Source organism: Microcoleus sp. D2_18a_D3, assembly GCF_036702455.1.
Classification (GTDB): domain Bacteria; phylum Cyanobacteriota; class Cyanobacteriia; order Cyanobacteriales; family Microcoleaceae; genus Microcoleus.
In genome coordinates this window covers 1-15,636 of sequence record NZ_JAUBTK010000120.1, presented here as the reverse complement: position 1 = coordinate 15,636, position 15,636 = coordinate 1, and the positions used below count along the sequence as shown (strand labels likewise).

Annotated in this window: 22 protein-coding genes; 7 read left to right on the top strand and 15 right to left on the bottom strand. The window is 46.4% G+C overall.

The window, feature by feature from the left end; translation table 11 throughout:
• Window positions 1-100: 100 nt before the first annotated feature.
• Both QUB06_RS31880 and QUB06_RS31875 read left to right on the top strand, forming a co-directional pair.
• A complete protein-coding gene (locus QUB06_RS31880) occupies window positions 101-403 on the top strand; it encodes a hypothetical protein (protein WP_333438693.1) in 303 nt (100 codons plus the stop codon).
• An 83-nt stretch (window positions 404-486) separates the two neighbouring features.
• Window positions 487-969: an Hsp20/alpha crystallin family protein gene (locus QUB06_RS31875; protein ID WP_333438692.1), complete on the top strand. Its 483-nt coding sequence runs from the start codon at window positions 487-489 to the stop codon at window positions 967-969.
• Window positions 970-1,443: 474 nt separating this feature from the next.
• Here QUB06_RS31875 and QUB06_RS31870 read toward each other — a convergent pair whose 3' ends face one another.
• The 15 genes from QUB06_RS31870 to QUB06_RS31800 form a co-directional block, all read right to left on the bottom strand.
• A complete protein-coding gene (locus QUB06_RS31870) occupies window positions 1,444-2,091 on the bottom strand; it encodes a 3'-5' exonuclease (RefSeq protein WP_333438691.1) in 648 nt (215 codons plus the stop codon).
• 477 nt (window positions 2,092-2,568) lie between these two features.
• A complete protein-coding gene (locus QUB06_RS31865) occupies window positions 2,569-4,413 on the bottom strand; it encodes a hypothetical protein (RefSeq protein WP_333438690.1) in 1,845 nt (614 codons plus the stop codon).
• Window positions 4,410-4,880 carry a hypothetical protein gene (locus tag QUB06_RS31860; RefSeq protein WP_333438689.1) on the bottom strand — a complete coding sequence of 157 codons (471 nt, stop codon included), beginning with the start codon at window positions 4,878-4,880 and terminating at the stop codon, window positions 4,410-4,412. Before QUB06_RS31860 ends, QUB06_RS31865 begins: the two co-directional genes overlap by 4 nt.
• Before the next feature lie 5 nt (window positions 4,881-4,885).
• Window positions 4,886-5,668 carry a hypothetical protein gene (locus tag QUB06_RS31855; RefSeq protein ID WP_333438688.1) on the bottom strand — a complete coding sequence of 261 codons (783 nt, stop codon included), beginning with the start codon at window positions 5,666-5,668 and terminating at the stop codon, window positions 4,886-4,888.
• A 50-nt stretch (window positions 5,669-5,718) separates the two neighbouring features.
• The gene (locus tag QUB06_RS31850; RefSeq protein WP_333438687.1) at window positions 5,719-5,925 is read right to left on the bottom strand and encodes a hypothetical protein; all 207 of its coding nucleotides are present in this window, start codon (window positions 5,923-5,925) and stop codon (window positions 5,719-5,721) included.
• A 5-nt stretch (window positions 5,926-5,930) separates the two neighbouring features.
• Window positions 5,931-6,182: a hypothetical protein gene (locus tag QUB06_RS31845; RefSeq protein ID WP_333438686.1), complete on the bottom strand. Its 252-nt coding sequence runs from the start codon at window positions 6,180-6,182 to the stop codon at window positions 5,931-5,933.
• Window positions 6,183-6,281: 99 nt separating this feature from the next.
• Window positions 6,282-6,530: a hypothetical protein gene (locus QUB06_RS31840; RefSeq protein WP_333076985.1), complete on the bottom strand. Its 249-nt coding sequence runs from the start codon at window positions 6,528-6,530 to the stop codon at window positions 6,282-6,284.
• A gap of 18 nt (window positions 6,531-6,548) precedes the next feature.
• Entirely contained in the window at window positions 6,549-6,890 is a 342-nt protein-coding gene (locus tag QUB06_RS31835; protein ID WP_333076987.1) for a hypothetical protein, read from the bottom strand.
• 11 nt (window positions 6,891-6,901) lie between these two features.
• The gene (locus QUB06_RS31830; protein WP_333076990.1) at window positions 6,902-7,201 is read right to left on the bottom strand and encodes a hypothetical protein; all 300 of its coding nucleotides are present in this window, start codon (window positions 7,199-7,201) and stop codon (window positions 6,902-6,904) included.
• Window positions 7,191-7,376 carry a hypothetical protein gene (locus tag QUB06_RS31825; protein WP_333076992.1) on the bottom strand — a complete coding sequence of 62 codons (186 nt, stop codon included), beginning with the start codon at window positions 7,374-7,376 and terminating at the stop codon, window positions 7,191-7,193. The genes QUB06_RS31830 and QUB06_RS31825 overlap by 11 nt, the downstream gene beginning before the upstream one ends.
• A 211-nt stretch (window positions 7,377-7,587) precedes the next feature.
• Window positions 7,588-7,914 carry a hypothetical protein gene (locus QUB06_RS31820; protein ID WP_333076994.1) on the bottom strand — a complete coding sequence of 109 codons (327 nt, stop codon included), beginning with the start codon at window positions 7,912-7,914 and terminating at the stop codon, window positions 7,588-7,590.
• Window positions 7,915-8,111: 197 nt separating this feature from the next.
• A complete protein-coding gene (locus QUB06_RS31815; RefSeq protein WP_333438685.1) occupies window positions 8,112-8,708 on the bottom strand; it encodes a hypothetical protein in 597 nt (198 codons plus the stop codon).
• Window positions 8,686-9,024, bottom strand: a complete 339-nt coding sequence (locus QUB06_RS31810) for a hypothetical protein (protein ID WP_333438684.1) — start codon at window positions 9,022-9,024, stop codon at window positions 8,686-8,688. The genes QUB06_RS31815 and QUB06_RS31810 overlap by 23 nt, the downstream gene beginning before the upstream one ends.
• 109 nt (window positions 9,025-9,133) lie before the next feature.
• Window positions 9,134-9,319: a hypothetical protein gene (locus QUB06_RS31805; protein WP_333438683.1), complete on the bottom strand. Its 186-nt coding sequence runs from the start codon at window positions 9,317-9,319 to the stop codon at window positions 9,134-9,136.
• Window positions 9,316-9,903 (bottom strand): hypothetical protein, encoded by a 588-nt coding sequence (locus QUB06_RS31800; RefSeq protein WP_333438682.1) that lies wholly within the window; start codon window positions 9,901-9,903, stop codon window positions 9,316-9,318. The genes QUB06_RS31805 and QUB06_RS31800 overlap by 4 nt, the downstream gene beginning before the upstream one ends.
• A 196-nt stretch (window positions 9,904-10,099) precedes the next feature.
• On the opposite strand from QUB06_RS31800, the gene QUB06_RS31795 reads away from it, so the two are divergent.
• The 5 genes from QUB06_RS31795 to QUB06_RS31775 all read left to right on the top strand — a co-directional run bounded on the left by QUB06_RS31795 (window position 10,100) and on the right by QUB06_RS31775 (window position 15,489).
• Window positions 10,100-10,384, top strand: a complete 285-nt coding sequence (locus QUB06_RS31795) for a hypothetical protein (RefSeq protein ID WP_333438681.1) — start codon at window positions 10,100-10,102, stop codon at window positions 10,382-10,384.
• Between the two features lie 318 nt (window positions 10,385-10,702).
• The gene (locus tag QUB06_RS31790; RefSeq protein ID WP_333438680.1) at window positions 10,703-10,906 is read left to right on the top strand and encodes a hypothetical protein; all 204 of its coding nucleotides are present in this window, start codon (window positions 10,703-10,705) and stop codon (window positions 10,904-10,906) included.
• Window positions 10,907-10,964: 58 nt separating this feature from the next.
• The gene (locus QUB06_RS31785) at window positions 10,965-11,468 is read left to right on the top strand and encodes a hypothetical protein (RefSeq protein ID WP_333438679.1); all 504 of its coding nucleotides are present in this window, start codon (window positions 10,965-10,967) and stop codon (window positions 11,466-11,468) included.
• A gap of 290 nt (window positions 11,469-11,758) precedes the next feature.
• The gene (locus QUB06_RS31780; protein ID WP_333438678.1) at window positions 11,759-15,145 is read left to right on the top strand and encodes a DUF3854 domain-containing protein; all 3,387 of its coding nucleotides are present in this window, start codon (window positions 11,759-11,761) and stop codon (window positions 15,143-15,145) included.
• Window positions 15,146-15,324: 179 nt separating this feature from the next.
• Entirely contained in the window at window positions 15,325-15,489 is a 165-nt protein-coding gene (locus tag QUB06_RS31775) for a hypothetical protein (protein ID WP_333438677.1), read from the top strand.
• The last annotated feature ends 147 nt before the right edge of the window (window positions 15,490-15,636 follow it).

Here is a 15,636-nt window from a genome sequence, read left to right as displayed (position 1 = left end):
TGGGTGAAAATTGTAATAAGCGCACTTTTTTCAGTATAACCGATAATTCATCAACTTATTTATTTTTCATTCCTAAGAAGGGGATTATGCGAGATCCCTCATGAGCGCGAGCGATGGCTATGGGAAAGCAGCTCACACCCGCTCTGTACGTCCTTACACTGCTAAACATCACCCGCACCGTGCTTTTGGTACGGTTGGCAACACCGCCGATACTTCCCCCGACGCTCGCGCCGTGCAGAGTTCGCTCGGCAGGGCCATCATGGCGTTGCTACAGCATTTTCGGTTTCTAGGAATAGCTTTGTACGGTTTTCTTCAATGTCAATTGCCCCTGCTTCTTTCGCACTTATTCTGGCAAATACGACCAACAGAGTGGGGTTCTCCTGACTGTTCTTCCCACTTATAAAGCGGCATCATAATAACTGTAAGCAATGAGCTTCAACCCAAACTTTCCTTATAAAGCATTACCAATCTTTGAGGTGACACATTATGTTGATGCGCCCCAAGCAACCCTTCACGGAAATTGAAACCATCCGTCAGCAACTCGATAAAGTTTTTGACCAACTGGCAACAACTAGAGATAACTCAGAAGCCACTTGGATGCCCGCTCTGGAATTGGCTGATGCTGGGGACAACTTCGTATTAAAAGCGCAACTGCCCGGAATTGACCCCAAAGACATTGACGTTCAAGTCACTCCAAAAGCGATTTCTATCTCTGGGGAACGCCGCTACGAAAACACAAACGAGAAATCTGGCTACGTCCGCTCTGAATTCCGCTATGGCAAATTCCACCGGGTAATTTCCTTGCCCGCACCCATTCAAAACGACTCTGTGCAAGCTGAATGCAAAGATGGCATTCTAACGCTAACTCTACCCAAAGTGACTGAAGCTCGCAATAAAGTCGTCAAGATTAACTTAGCCGAAATTGCTGGAGCTTCAACAAATCCCGCTTTGGAACAGGCTAACCAATAACGATCTGCTGTGCTTAATCGAGTGAGGCAAATTTTCCTTTCATTGAGCCTGATTGGATTTACTTAACAACAACGGAACTGGAAAAGTTGATACCGGGAGCTATATTTGCTCTCGGTATTCTTTATGTAGGAAAGCCAAGCGAAAAGTTACCTACAGATGCCCTGAACCCGCAGTGAATTCAGTAACGCTTACAAGGCAGGCTTCTAGTAAATGCAGTCGATGTGCACGACGAACAGAATACCCAATCGTGAGTCCAGGGGCATTGAAATCCCTCAGTCCTCCGTTCCACCCACTTCTGTGGCGAATAAAGACGCTTGGAGTGCTCCGCGACCACCTCCGGCAGTCCAACGTATCGCCGGGACAATTATCCCTGTTCCCGGAGGGTGTGGTGGATTAGAATATCATGAATTTTTCTGGGGAATCGGCACGGGGCAATTGATTTGATCCGAATCCGCTGCCATTCGTTTAATAAGCTCAAAAGCAGCCGTGCAATCTCAAGAGAGCTCGGTGTCCGCCGTTGAGAGGAACATACCGATAATATGAGTGATAATAACTCCAGTTTCCGGCCCATTGCGCTACCCATTCCATCAAACAATCAGAGCGCTTTGCCAACTTCAAAATCGGCAAAGTGTGAAGCCGACAGCAGTAATTTAAAATTGGGATATCGAAAGCAGAATTGTAGATTAATACTCGTTTATCTTTCAGAGCTACATCAATGTGGGGATAGACTTCAGGGAAGGTAGGAGCATCGACTACCATTGCATCGCTAATGCCGTGAATCTCTGTCACTTCTGGAGGTATAACAATGGAGGGCTTTATGAGCGTATCCAGCAACATTTCACCGAGATGATTGATAATTGCTATCTCTACAATCTCTGCATCGTATAGCCCCGTAGTTTCAGTATCCAGAATCACCCAATCGTTCGGGCTTAATTGTTCTCTTGCCCAAAGAACAGCACTCACCCTATCTTTTTTTATGAAACCTACTTCTCGATACCATTCCCGGTAATCCCGCTTTATTTTAGCTTTGAGGCGGTTGGCAGCCAGGGTTTCCAATTGTTTGGGAGATGGTTTTCTTTTGGATCGGCACGCTTCAGGATTGTTGATGTCGTAGAGGAACACATCGTATTTTCTGGTTTCGATAACGCCTGAAGGTTTCAGAGGCGATAAACCGAGTTCACCCAGTTGCTTTTTAGTTTTCAGGTGCGGTGGCGGTTCGTTGGATTAACCCCACCAACTATATTTGGTTAGTTCCATATTTGAGAGCCTAATATCAAAACAGCACCTTCAAAATATAACTCGATGGGTAGTATTTGAAAACCACACAACTAGCTCACCAAGCAAGTAACATCGAAATAGAAAACCCCCAGATTGGGGGATGAGTCGCCCGCTGCAAAACTAAACGACAATCTAATTATTTTATCAAATAAGCGTCACTGCCTGCAAAGTGAAACAACCAATACCACCTCGGCTTAAGGTATCCGCAGCAGCTAACATCACTCCAATTTCCCTTCTTAAGCATCGGCTGCTAAAACTTTGCGGCAATTCTCTAACAGTTCGTCTTTCTGGTCTGACTTTTACCCAGGATTATTCAGGTTTTTACCTATCCAAGAAATCGGCAAAATGTGCAATCAAGGCAGCCGTTCCGTATTTCCGAATCAAGTAAATAAATACGGGCTTGCCGACGCTTGAATACGAACGCGGCGAGTCCTTATCTGGTTTGGTGCATTTCAGGACATTTTTAATAATATCAGAGGCATTGCGACTCGTATCCAGATACGCTAATACCTGCTCGAAAAGAGCCGATTCCGTTGTTTCAGAGAAGTACCTCGATACGAGAGATGCGCCATCTCGACTCGGGTACTCTTTATCGGGTAAGGGTTCTAGAGGTATCCCACCGCCCTGTTGGGGTTGCGGTACAGATACGTCAGGTTCTTGCGTATCCCGCTCAGAATGCTCCCCTGTTTCAGTAATTTGTGATGATTTAAAAGTCTCTTCAAGGCGCTGTTTGGCTAGTTCCCAAAGTTGTTCTGGGTCATCTGTTTCGCTTGTTTGGCTAATCCCGGCTTTCTCTTGATTCGTGTCAGTGATTGGCTCAATTGGCTGTTTGGGAAGCTCTCGTTTCCACTGGCTCAAGTCGGGTACAACAGCCGGGAATTCGCCTAACTCGCAGCTAATCCATGCCGCTCTATTTCCCAGCGATTCCAAGTAATCTCGAACTTGTTGGTATTTGGCGTATTGCTCGGAATCCTTGGGGAATTTGTTGCGATAGGCTTCACATTCTTCTACGGCAAACTTGCCCATGTAAATGCTACAGAAACACTCAGCTAAATCGCTTTCACCCTCCAATCCCCAAGTTACAACTTGTCTGCCCTGCGCTAAAGCAAAGATGCGGATGTTGGTTTCCCTGGCTAAAGTAATCATTTCACCCATAATTTGCTTGGCGCCGAGAGAAATAATCTGTTTGGTTTTGCGATCGACAATCGCTCTCACATTACGCGAAATTGCTTTCCATTCATCAACAGCTACATTCCAAATGGGTGAATCAATCCCCTTTGCCATTAATGCTGTACGCCGCACTCTTTCACTTTGCAGTGCTTCCAAAGAGGAGCGGATAGCTTTGTAATCTTCAGGCACTCCTATTACATCCAAGCCAAGCCATTGATGCGGCCACCGTTTGACCGTAATTACCGACTGCTTTTGGGATGGCATCACATCCATCAGCCAATCAAATAGCGTGGTTTTTCCGCATCGGGTAGCTGCAACTCCTCTAATGTGAGGGAACATCTCAGGAGTGTCCCTAAACTGTTTCCAATCAAAGAATTTCACTCCTAAATTGGGAGGTATTGGCAGTTCTACACCCAATAATTGATTGTTATTTGGGGCGGATGCTGTGTTTGATAGGAGTTCCGCCTTTTCAACTTTCTCGGACTTTGATTCCGTGGGAGCGGGCAAAGATGGGGGGGTGGCGGTGGTTAAAGCCTCCAACAGTTCGGGATTCTTCTCCAAATAAAGCGTGTTGTAGCCGTCGTAGAGTTCGCGCTTGAAATCCTTCACTCTCAAGTCAGCGGCAATCGCTGTTTTCTGGATTTCTTCGCTCTCCAAAATGTCGCTTGTAGTTGCTTCTAACTGCTTTTGCCGAGCTTCATTGAGAGCAGCCTCTTCCTCGCTCTTTCTCTGCTTCACCGATGCTGCACCCGATGCAAAATAACCCGTCCCAAAGCTGATTGCAGCAACTGCACCGGATGCAGTACGCAGCAGCCCCCAACCTTGATGCAGCTTCACAAACTTGGCATTCTTGGGATACTTTGAACCCGATACTATAACAGGCGTACAAGGGTTTGTAGCTCCATTGCAGTAACTGACGTGTTTGTCGAAGTAGCCGAACAAACTAAGTCCGGTGCATCCGATACCTGCAATCAAAATAGCGAGCGTACTTTTCATCTCAACCTCCTCCGCACCAATGCGACCAACTTCATCAGCGCCACCGACAAACCGACTATTACGACAAGCTGCCACACGCTTGTTACTCTAAAGCCGAAGCCTACAACCAAAGGCATATTTGCTAGCAGCCACGCTGCATCCCAAAATGCAGCAATAGTTCCGACAATCACTACCAACCCGCTAATCCGCCTCATGGATAGTAAATAAGGCGTTGGGTTTTTCGGTTTTACTACAAACAGAAACCCGGCTACTAAAATCACTGCGACGAGCATTACAGGAGCACTGAGAATCCTCAAAACGTGAGCAATTGACAACCCAACCGCAAACCAGAATCCTTGACCGCAGAAGCTGTTTAAGTTCTTGAGAAACCTCAATTGGTCTGATTCTTCTAGGTCGGGGAGTTGTGGTTGTTGTGGAGCAACAGGAGGATTTTGAGGTTTGGGAATGAGAAACGGTGGTAACTGCACTCTTGTTACTTCCCTGAGAAATAATCAAAGGCTTTACCGCCCCAATTTTTTAGCCAACCGCTTGCCTTGGTAGCGTTATTGGTAGCGTTATTGGTAGCGTTATTGGTAGCGTTATTGGCAGCAGGACTCAATTGCGGGCTACTCGATGATGGCAAACCGTATTTCCCGCGAGTACCGTAAGCAAACAAGTCTTTTATTCTATTTCTCTCTTCGCTTTTTGCCTCTTGAGCTGCTTGTCGCTCCGCATAGTTTGCTGCTTCTGTTTCAGGTTTTTGGGAGAGCGCCTCTTTTTGGCGGACTAATCTGTTAGCCACTATCTGAAGAGAAATCTCAAGGTCGTATTCGGCTAAATCACCGTAATCGATAACTTCTTGGTCGAGAAGTCTGACGCCAACATCCGAATCTTTGGCTAGCTTTTTGGTATTGGCCTGCCAACCTTTCCATGCCAAGAATACGTCAAGAGTAGCTCGATCGATCTTCTCCATGCCCTTAGCACCAGCTTTGACGCATCGGGCTACAAATTCGTTGTACTTTACGACGCCATCAATATAATCGTTGACGTGTTTTTCTAACTTGTCGAGGTTGTCAATCAGAAACTTGATTTCTTCAACAGAATCTACGAATGCCCCCAATTCTTCCTCGGACATCCCGGCAAACGCTGATGGGTCGAAGCCGTAGTATCCCTGAAAAGTAGTCAACATTTCAGGTGCGCTATCAAATGCTTTGACTTTTCCGATTAGGGCTGGGGCGATGGCTCCACCGCCTGTGTATTTAACAATTGCACTCATGGTTTGTCTCCTTTAATCTATTCTGAGCTATGTAGTTGATTTAGCATTGATTACTTGCCCCCAAGTGACGGTGCAAATTGATAGTTGTTGTTCGTACTGTTGTCGATATTCTGGTCGCCTTGAACTACTGTTGGCGGTAAATCTTTTACGGCTTGTCGATAACCGTCGTGGTAGATAGATTGACCTGCGTAAAGTAGCATAGCGGGGATGGCTGCAAACAGGATTGATGCACAAATGACCGAGAGCTTATCTGACATGGTTGTTACCTCGAATCTTCGTTGCTGTGGTTAAAATCAGGAAGCGTCAAATGGTGGATGAAACTTTGCATCAAGTCGTCACTGATTGTGGGCGGTTTGAGTTGAATCAACCAGTCACCACCTATTGCTGGCTGTTCGAGCGTTAAATCGTCGCTGATTGCTGGCTGTTTGAGTGTCAAATTCTCGCTAATTGTTGGCTGTTTGAGGGTTAAATTATTGAAAGCGAAAGATTGGCTACCATCTGGTTTTTTGTTCATATTTTTTGGTTGTTAGCTGTTGCAGAGTACATCTCAATTGTCGCATTACCAATTCGCAACTAACCTCTAGACTCGGTGGGTTAATGTCTCGTTAGTCTTCTACTTGCTGATGTCATTCGGACTAAATGAAATGTAAACCTGTCCTTGACCGCTACATTTAATATGAGCCGGAATGTAACCCAAAATCTGACATATTCCATGCCACAACATCTCTTTACAAATCAGGTAGTTGTCGGGGATTTGTCCTTTACGGTACACAGCCCATGCCATGTCTACAGATTTGACAATTGCCTCTGGTGCTGGGTCTAGTTCCACTAACTGCTTTACTCTGTCTAATTCGCTGCTCATTTCTTGTTACCTCATTAACTACGATTCTTCCAAGAAGTTGATATTGATAGCATCGCGTCGTTTCCACCACGCCGTTAATCGATTTATCCAGCCTTTTCTATTACCTCGCTCCTCATCTTCACTTTCAGGCTCACTTTCATCTTCAACCTCAACCTCATCCTCATCTTCTGCGACTGGTGGACTGTGCCAATTGCAATTGGGTCTGTCTATCCAGTAGGGATAAACATAAACTGGCTTGCCATTTACCCGATCTACCAGGTTTATTCCGTTTGTGTTACATTCGGCGTAGAACTGATCTTCTTCAGTAAGATTTGCTGGAAGTAGCAACTTTTGGTCTTTGATTGGTTCGGAACGCTTCATTATTTTGTACCTTAATCATCTGCACAAAACCTATTTATTTCTGCCTCGGCGCTAGCCATTGCTTCTTCTTTCGTGGCACACTTTCCTATTTCAAAGACGATACACCCAAACATTACGCTCCATTCCCAACAATTATTTTTGTTGACTATTAGGACAACGACTTCCCTGTCTTCGTAAGTTAAACTCTCTTCTGCTAGTTTCTCAACTATTGGCTTCCTGATTTCGGCTTGATTGGGAAAGCGGAGAAATCTAACATTTACGAGTCTATAGACAACTTTAACAACCAGAAAGTTAAAAATCTTAGTCAGCATTTTGTACCTCAGTAGTTTGTTTAAATTCATCGGTCGGCATCAACAATTGAATTAAGGATGCTGTCAAATTAGGGCTGACTTCTGGCTCAGGAATAGAAACAGACAAATTGATACGAATGGTTGTTGCAGGAATGGGTACAGCTAAGTTATCGCTGATAGATGTACTAGCTGACACTTTTCCTGGTCTTTGTAAAAAGAAAATGCACTAATTTTTGCTCTTTTCTTCCTGACTCAGCATAATGAATTGTCGCTAAAACCTCTCTGATTTTTACGCTCATGCACAACCTCCCACCAGCACAGCAACCTCGCTAATTACGGCAAACTTAGACTTAATAGTTCTCCAAAGTGTTAAGGGAACCAAATACATTTCAACGAATCCAAAACTCTCAACCATCGCGATCTCCTTCCCAACATTCTGAGTCTTGTTGTTCAGTTTCGACGCGATAGCACACTCCTGGGTAGGTGCATTGTTCTGGGCCCACGCATTCTGCAGGGAAATACTTTTCTTGGGGAATGCAGAGATTTTTGTTCTCGTCTGCTGGTTCCAAGAAGAGTTTTTCGGCACCAAACCTTAAAATTTGCTCTTTCATGTAATACATGCTGAGGTCTTTAATCTGACAAAAGCGCTGGCATTCGTTCGCTGAGTTGTAAACAAAAACATAGGTGTCGTCGTGCCAGCTAAGGACTTCTCTACTGCATACTGAAATCAGCATTAATTTCTCCAGAAATACTTACAAAAACCTCATTAATGCTATTGTATCTTCAGCATTTGTATTGAGGGGCAACTCAGTTGTTTTACGTTGTTTGTTGCCCCCGCATCTCAGGCTCAGAAAAAAGATTAGCTGAAACAACACTTTTTCACGCTTAGCCTGTTGGAAAGCTAGGGCTTCCCCTAGCTCTTTGTGAGCGTCTACCAGAGTCCTGGTGAAATCCTCCGCTGCGGTGCTGGCTTGATTGGTAACAAAGGCTTTGGGGCTGGTAGATTTGCATCCCTCAAGTCCAAAGGGGCCGCTTTCACGGCATCGGCAAGGACACCAAAATTACCTCGAATCTGAGATGCCATCTCGGTCAATCCACTTGTCAGATTGGCGGTGAGAGAAATCTTAAAAGCATCTAAGATTTGGTGGCTCACTGCTCCGGCAACATCGGCCATCCCCAAGGATGCTTCGCGAGTCATTCCCTCAATGGCTTGTATCGCTCCGCTTTTCTCTTCTTCAGCATCGCGGTTTTGGTCGCTGGCGATCGCATCTTTGTCGATGTCGTTGCAGTATTCACCGCGTCCGTTGCGAGTGCCTGCTATTTGTTCGAGTGCCAAATGCGGTGCAATTCGTTGATTGAGTACCAACTCGAAGTAAAGGTCGAGTTCTGCTGCATCGTCGGAGTTGAACTTAGAGTTTTGCCAATCTGGGTGTCCTAAAGCTTTCCGAGCGTTGGTTACGTCAGAAACTTTGTTGAGTCCCCATTTGGTTTTGATGTCGCGGCGGTCAATTGTCGGTTCGGTATTCATGGGTGGGTAATCCTTCTTGTGCTAATCGTTCTCGAACAGTGGCAATGCAGCGGTTGGCTTCAAGAATCCAAGTTTCTAGGGTTAGCAAGCAGTTCAAATGAAATTGAGAAAATGTTCGGCGGTAAGGTTGTCTCTGAAACTCAGGGCATTCTGCTTCTAAAAGGGCGAGTCTGGTTTTGAAAGTAGCTTCCGGCATCGGTTTTCCCCCTTTACCTAGAATTACCCTTACCTCTGCTCTGAAGTAATTTCGATGGTTCCATTTGCCACATCGACTGTTAAAAACAGCTACGTCTACAGGCTTTTTAGGTGTTGGCATTTTCTGGCATTTGATTGGCTACTTGGCGGGCTACATCACCCGAAACTCTGATTCTTTCGTTAGCTGTTTTCGGAGTCGCCCGAAGTAGCTAACGAAGAATCAAAAAAAATTATTTCCTTTCTGGCGTGCTAAATGATTTGGCATCCCAGATACCCCATACTTCGCGGGCAGAAGATACGGCACCTTGAAGTGCTTCTGCTGGCGTGCGCCCGAATACTACGATCTGACGCGGTGGATTGTATTTGCGGGTGACGGTAACGCTCCACTGAAATTGATGGCTTTTGAGTGCTTTCATCGATCGTCCCTCCCGTCGCCCGGAGATGGTGCAGCTTCCGATGAAGCCAACAGGGAACCGGAGAGTAAGCGAATCAGCCTCAACGCTTCGGGTTCAGACATCCAAACATCTAAATGTTCGAGGGAATCTTCAAATAAATCGGAGAGTTCGCATTCAAAGAGTGCTTGGAGTACCGTCGATGAATAGTGTTGGGCGTAGGTTATCGCTTCAATCAGGGCAAGCTTTTGGATGCGGTTGCAAGTGCTCAACAGCGATTGCCAGCAAGAATGGAGTTGGCGGCTAGAGAATTGGTCGGCTATTGCTTCTACTAAGGCGATCGCTTCGGAATCGGTTGGCAAGAAATCAAAATCTTGGGGCCACTGCTCGCCAAAACATTCAACAGTACCGCACTCTTTAATGGAGCGGGTGAGCGTATCCCTTTGGCGCAGCGAATAAACGGTCGCTTCCATCAAAACCCAAAGAGCGGGTTCTGCCATCGCGTCCACGGATGCCAACAACGAAGGGTACAAAGAAGCGCTCGTCACCCCTGGCGTTGCAGCAGCAGCGGACACCTCAACCGTTATCGGTATCGGTATTTGTGTCATGATTGAAAAACCTCATTAATGTGAGTGCCGTACCCCGCCCCAGAAGATTTCCAGTCATAGGGGGCGGGGTTTGGTTTTGGTGTTAAGCCATTTCTGTGTATGCACAGATACAACTGTGTATGCACAGACATATCACTTTTGTTTAGGTGTTGTCAAGCCCTATGATGAAAATTGTTAATTGTGCATACACAGACAAATGACCAGAAAACCGGCTGAACGCAGCGCTTGGGGCGAAAACAAAGAGCGCTACAGCATTTTTGTGACTCCTACGGCAATGAAAGCGATCGACACCAGGGCTGAGATGCTTGGAATCTCGCGCTCTGAATTCTTGGAACAGTTCGCCCGAGGAGTTGCAGGGATGACCGACACTGAACTAAAAAAGGAGGATAGGGAGGAATTGACCAAAAGTGTTGGAGCAAAGTATCGCATTAGCCCGCGAAGAACTTGCTGGCCGCGGTTTGTTCCTCAAGCGCAAGGCTAAGGGCGATCGCGCCCAACACCTAAAAAATCAAATTATGGAATGGGAAACACTACTTGAAAAACTAGGCTGAACTGCGGGTATACACCAAGATTTGTTTATCTCGCGTTTGGTGTATACCCAAAACAGCAACGCCAAGTGTGCTGGATTAAAAGTTCAAAATGTCTCAGATTTTTTGCCAAAAGCTTTTGTGGACTGCATTTAGGTAGAACCAGAGCTAAGAACGGCATTTCAATTTTTTTGAGTTCCACGACCCCCCAAACCCTTACTATAAAAAGCTGGAGGCGTTTTAAAATACATCCATTTAAAGGAGTGACTGCAATGATTGGATGGCCGTTTAGCAAAAGTGAGGATGACGATTCGGAGCAGGAAAACAGACATTCGGCGTCATCTGAAGAAGATTGCAAGGAGATGGAAAAAAAGTATGGGTGGGAACTCAAAAGAGTCGAACAAAACGAGGACGATTCAGACCTATCAGTCGATTGCGTCTTCAAAGGCAAACAGACGAGTTTTTGGGATATGTAGGGCGACCATCAAGACGACCCGGACTAGATGAAGCATAACTATAAAAGCATTTGATGTGATGACACAAACTGAAGAACTGGAACTTTACGACCCATTGGCAAGCAAGTCTACGCTGAGCCTTTACCTAGTCAAAGAGCAAGAAAAATGGATTCCTATCGAGAGCAAAGAGCTTGTGATTGGGAAACAGTTGACTCGACTGTTACAGCTTTCTCACGATTCGCGTCCTCTACTGAAGCGCAAGGTCAAAGTTGGAGAACGGCTCACTTATCACGTTAAAAAAGAGGGTAGCCCTTGGAAAGCTTACCTTGTCACTCCCTCAGACTGGGTAGTGGTCAGAGTGTTTCGGTACGAAGCCGACCTATCAGAGGTTGAAGGGGATATGCCAGAGTTTCGGGACGTACAGATTGCTTACTGCGAGCGCCAGCCTTTGACACCAGAGGAAGCTGAGGCAATGACTTATGAGATTGTCAGCAAGGTTTCCGTTGATTCATGCGGTGGCGATAAGGAAGCTTATCAGAAATTCCTTGCCAGCCAGCAATCTAAGCCATACGTTCGAGTTTAAAATTGGAGGATCTATCAACTCATGGAATTACAGAGGCCCTTGGCAACAACCGAAGAGCCTCGCAGCCCAAGACCAGACCAAAAAAAAGAGTCCGCAGTCTTTAGAAGAGACGGCAGACAACAAAAATTCAAAAAACTTTAAATTCATCATAGTCTAAAATCTGCCATTACTGCCACATTTGCACCTTTGCACATCAACGGTAGTTACAGCAGAGCCGTCTCTTCTACTAAGCGCGGGTTTTCTTCATAAAAAACCAGCACGCAGCGCTATGAGTAGCGAAAGAGGCATCTATGAATATTGCAGATCAATTTTTATCCACTACCGCGTACCTTTGCCCCAAACACAAGACCCACATTGAGAGCAGAGGACTGCTGAACAAGTGGAGTTACGCCAACTGCCGAACCGTCTCTGCTGACGAGGCATCATTTTACTTGGGCTATACCGCCAAGTCTGGTGGCATCTTCTTTATTGGTGCAGGCACACAATTTCAGTTCAGGCCAGACAAGCCCTGGAAGTCAAGAGAAGATAAAAAGGCACCCAAGTACCGCACCCCGTTAGGGGAATATGACGCTTTTCTCCCCCAGCATCCAACCGATAAGGACTATTGGAATATTGAAAAGCTTGCAGAGCATTGCTACCACATTAACGGTCAGCCCTACATCCTACTAACTGAAGGAATCTGGAAGGCGCTCGCGGGATGCTGTCATGGTTTACCTACAATTGCATTGATGGGCATCAGCATGGGGCTGACTGCCAAGAAAAACGACTTGCAAGGTCAACGCTTTCTCGTTGCCATACTAGAACACTACGCTCGTGCCGGTTTTGGATTCATCATTGCCTTTGATGCGGATGCAGCCACCAATCCCAGCGTCATTTGGGAACAGCGGAAACTCGGTCGCCAGTTGCTTAAGTTTGGTGTACCCGTTCGTACAATCACGGGACAATGGGAGCCGGGAGAAGAGGGTGAAACCAAAGGAATGGATGATTTTATCCAGAGAAAAGGAATAGAAGCTTTCCGGCAGATGCTTGCTAAGTCCCTTGATTTCAAAGAGTGGGAGGCGACCTACGATACCGATGGTGGATCGGGCAACGGCACAGGTGGCAAGGATAAATACTTAGTTAGCAAGTCAACCACCTTCGAGCTCCACTGCTGGAATACGCTGTTTGCGGATGATTGGATCGTCATCAACGATGCTTTTTATCAGTGGAATGGTCGCTACTGGCAACTTCAGGCTGATGCAGACGTTAATAAACTACTAGCCGATTTCACTAGGAACTGCTACGAGCCAGTAGAAGTTGGCAAAAAGTTTAGGTTTGGTACCAGCAAATATTTGGACTCCGCGTTCAAATACTGTCGAAAGGCGTTACACAAGAAAGTTGAAACTTCAACAGTCCACCTTAAATCTTTCGCTAACGGGACTGTAGATTTGAGAACTGGCGAACTATTCCCGCACAATAAAGAGCATTACCTGTTGTCCTGTTCGCCTTGTGATTATGTCGCAGGTTCTGACCTCCCCCCAGAATTTAAAAAATTCCTCCTCTCTGCCTATGGTGCCGAGCAACTAGAAACCATCAGAGCATTGTTGTCAATGTACCTAGACCCCACTGCTCCCTATGGGAAGTTTGCTTATCTGATTGGAGACAGTGGAAGCGGGAAAGGTGTGTTTCTGCGGACTTTGGCAAACTTAGTGGGTGCAGAAAGTAGCGTCAGTTCCAATAGCTTATCTGAGCTGGCCAAACCCGAAGGGCGGCATCAGTTGTTAAATAACAAATCACTCTTCTATATTCCCGACACGGGCGGCTATCTTAGCGAACTCAAAGCATTTTACGAACTGGTAGACAATGGCGCTATCTCAGGACGAGCGTTATTTTCTGCCTCAAGCTACCAAAAAAATTGGAATGTGCGATTTGCCATCGCATCAGTCGAACATATTCAAACCGAAAATAGTGGAGATGGTTGGGATAGGCGCTGTATACCCCTACAAACTCTGAATCGGGGAGCAATCATTGAAGATCCAGACCTCGGTCGCAAGCTAGCAGCCGAATTAGGCGAGATTGCCGGTTGGGCTTTATCAATGGACAGGGCAGAGCGTGATCTGATTTTGCTAGTGCCATCGACAAATCCGGCGATCGTTGCCTTGAAACAGGAAGGCGCAATTTTGGGAGACAGCGTGCGTGGTTTTGTCGATCGCTGTTTCCGGTCTGGTGGCAATAACTACGTTGGAGCCGATTTGCACAGTTGGTACGTGGCATATTGCAAGGCTCACAATAACACGCCGCAGGGATACAACAAATTTATACATCACCTACAACGAGTGCTATCCAACCAATGGCGAGCTTCGACAGTTGTACGAGAAGGCGACAAAATCAAGCGCATTCCGGCCTTTTGGGGCGGACTTCAGGTTTTACCATGCTTTATCGATTTAGCGGCAAACAGTGAAGAAGACAACCACAATAACCGCCCTCATGTAGAGAGTTGGATTTGTCAAAAAACCTTGTGCGCCGATGGTGGGCTGCAAGAATTGACTGGAAACCTTGCTGTTACAGACATTACAGGCACTTTGCCCTCTGTTACACCATTAAAAAACGCTGGAAACCTTGCTGTTACAGACGTTACAGGCACTTTACCCTCTGTTACACCATTAAAAAACGCTGAAACCCGTATGGTTACAGACGTTACAACGTTACAAGGTAAAAGTAGCCAGTATGAAAAGACCTCATCATACGAGATCACAGATGATCCTAATAACACGGCTGAAGGTGAACCCTTAACTGATGTAACTCCTGTAACCACAATTGTTACACCCACTTTTGAGTCCTCAGCACAATCCTGTAACAACTCAAAAATCTGTAACGAGTCTCAGGCATCTGAGCCAGGAACGATCGCGAGGAGGGAACCGTCCGCAGAACCAACAGCACAGACAGTCCCGCCGATCTCACCGAGGGTGAATTGGAACCCCGGCGATCGAGTAAAAGTTTCGACCCAGTATCCCGGAGCTCAAGAATATATAGACGAGCGGGCCACCGTAGTTAAGGTGTGGAGCGATGGGCTATGCCGGATTGAGCTTGACCGCGAGATTTCAGTCAAAGAAGGTAAACCTAAAAAACAATTCAACCTTAACGGGCGTTACTTAGTTTCAGAGTCCGCGACCGACTCAAATCTCAACGAAGAGGAACTAGAACTCGTTAACCTGATGCGGTTCGCGGTTACACAATCAGACCCCCTAGTTACCGATGCCGTAAAAATAAGTCTCACGGAAACTTGCGACAAAGGTTTCGCTAACCGAAAAAAAGTTTGGTTCGCGTTGACGGCGAGTGAGCGAACTGTATTTAAAGCGCTACTAGCTGAGTTAGAAGCTCAGCCTCAGCCGAAACAGTTACCTCACACCCCCGCCCCGGTCGAGTCCGAGCCAAAAACTCTATCTGCCCCAATCGAACTCTCGAAGCAGGAGTGGGAACAGCCGACAACAGAAGCAGTGACCCAAGGAGAGCCAATACTGACGCCGACGCCAGAACAGTTATCTGTGCCGATTGCCTCGGAGGAGTCAGAGCCAGAGCTGGAATTGCCAATCTTCACAGCAGATACTGAAGCGCATCAGCTTGATTTGCTGCCAGACTTCAAGCCGCTTTCAGACTCCGACGGGAGATTTTCGCCCGAATCTGAAGATTGGGCTTAATCTAAGAACACACTGCGAGCTTTGTCCTATCTAGGCTTTCGTCTCTCTGTATCGATATTGGCTCTTAGTCAGCTTCACTCCAAGTAAGTGAGTTATTCCCATGAAAACATTTGTCGAATTCCAGCAGACTTATCTGTTCGCGACTCGCACCGTCGAGAGAAGCCGCCATCAATCGCATCATGAACAACCGCGAGCATCAAATGTCGCAGGCGAAACTCGCAATCGCCACCGCAAACCGAAAACTTGAAAATTTAGAATCTTCGCGGATAGTGTTCCAAAGAAGAGCTGAGTACGAACAGGAACCGCCCGATGTGGGGGAGTTGCGGGAGGAATTGACCGCCTAAATTAGCGACTGGTGGCCGCCTATCAACTTCCTGAAATTACACCCTCTAAACGCGAGAAGCGGCTGCTGCGAGCGAGCAAGTCAAAGAATTCGTTGAAGGCGTGATTCTGAGTCTCAGTACCGAATCAATAATCAGGTGGAATCCACC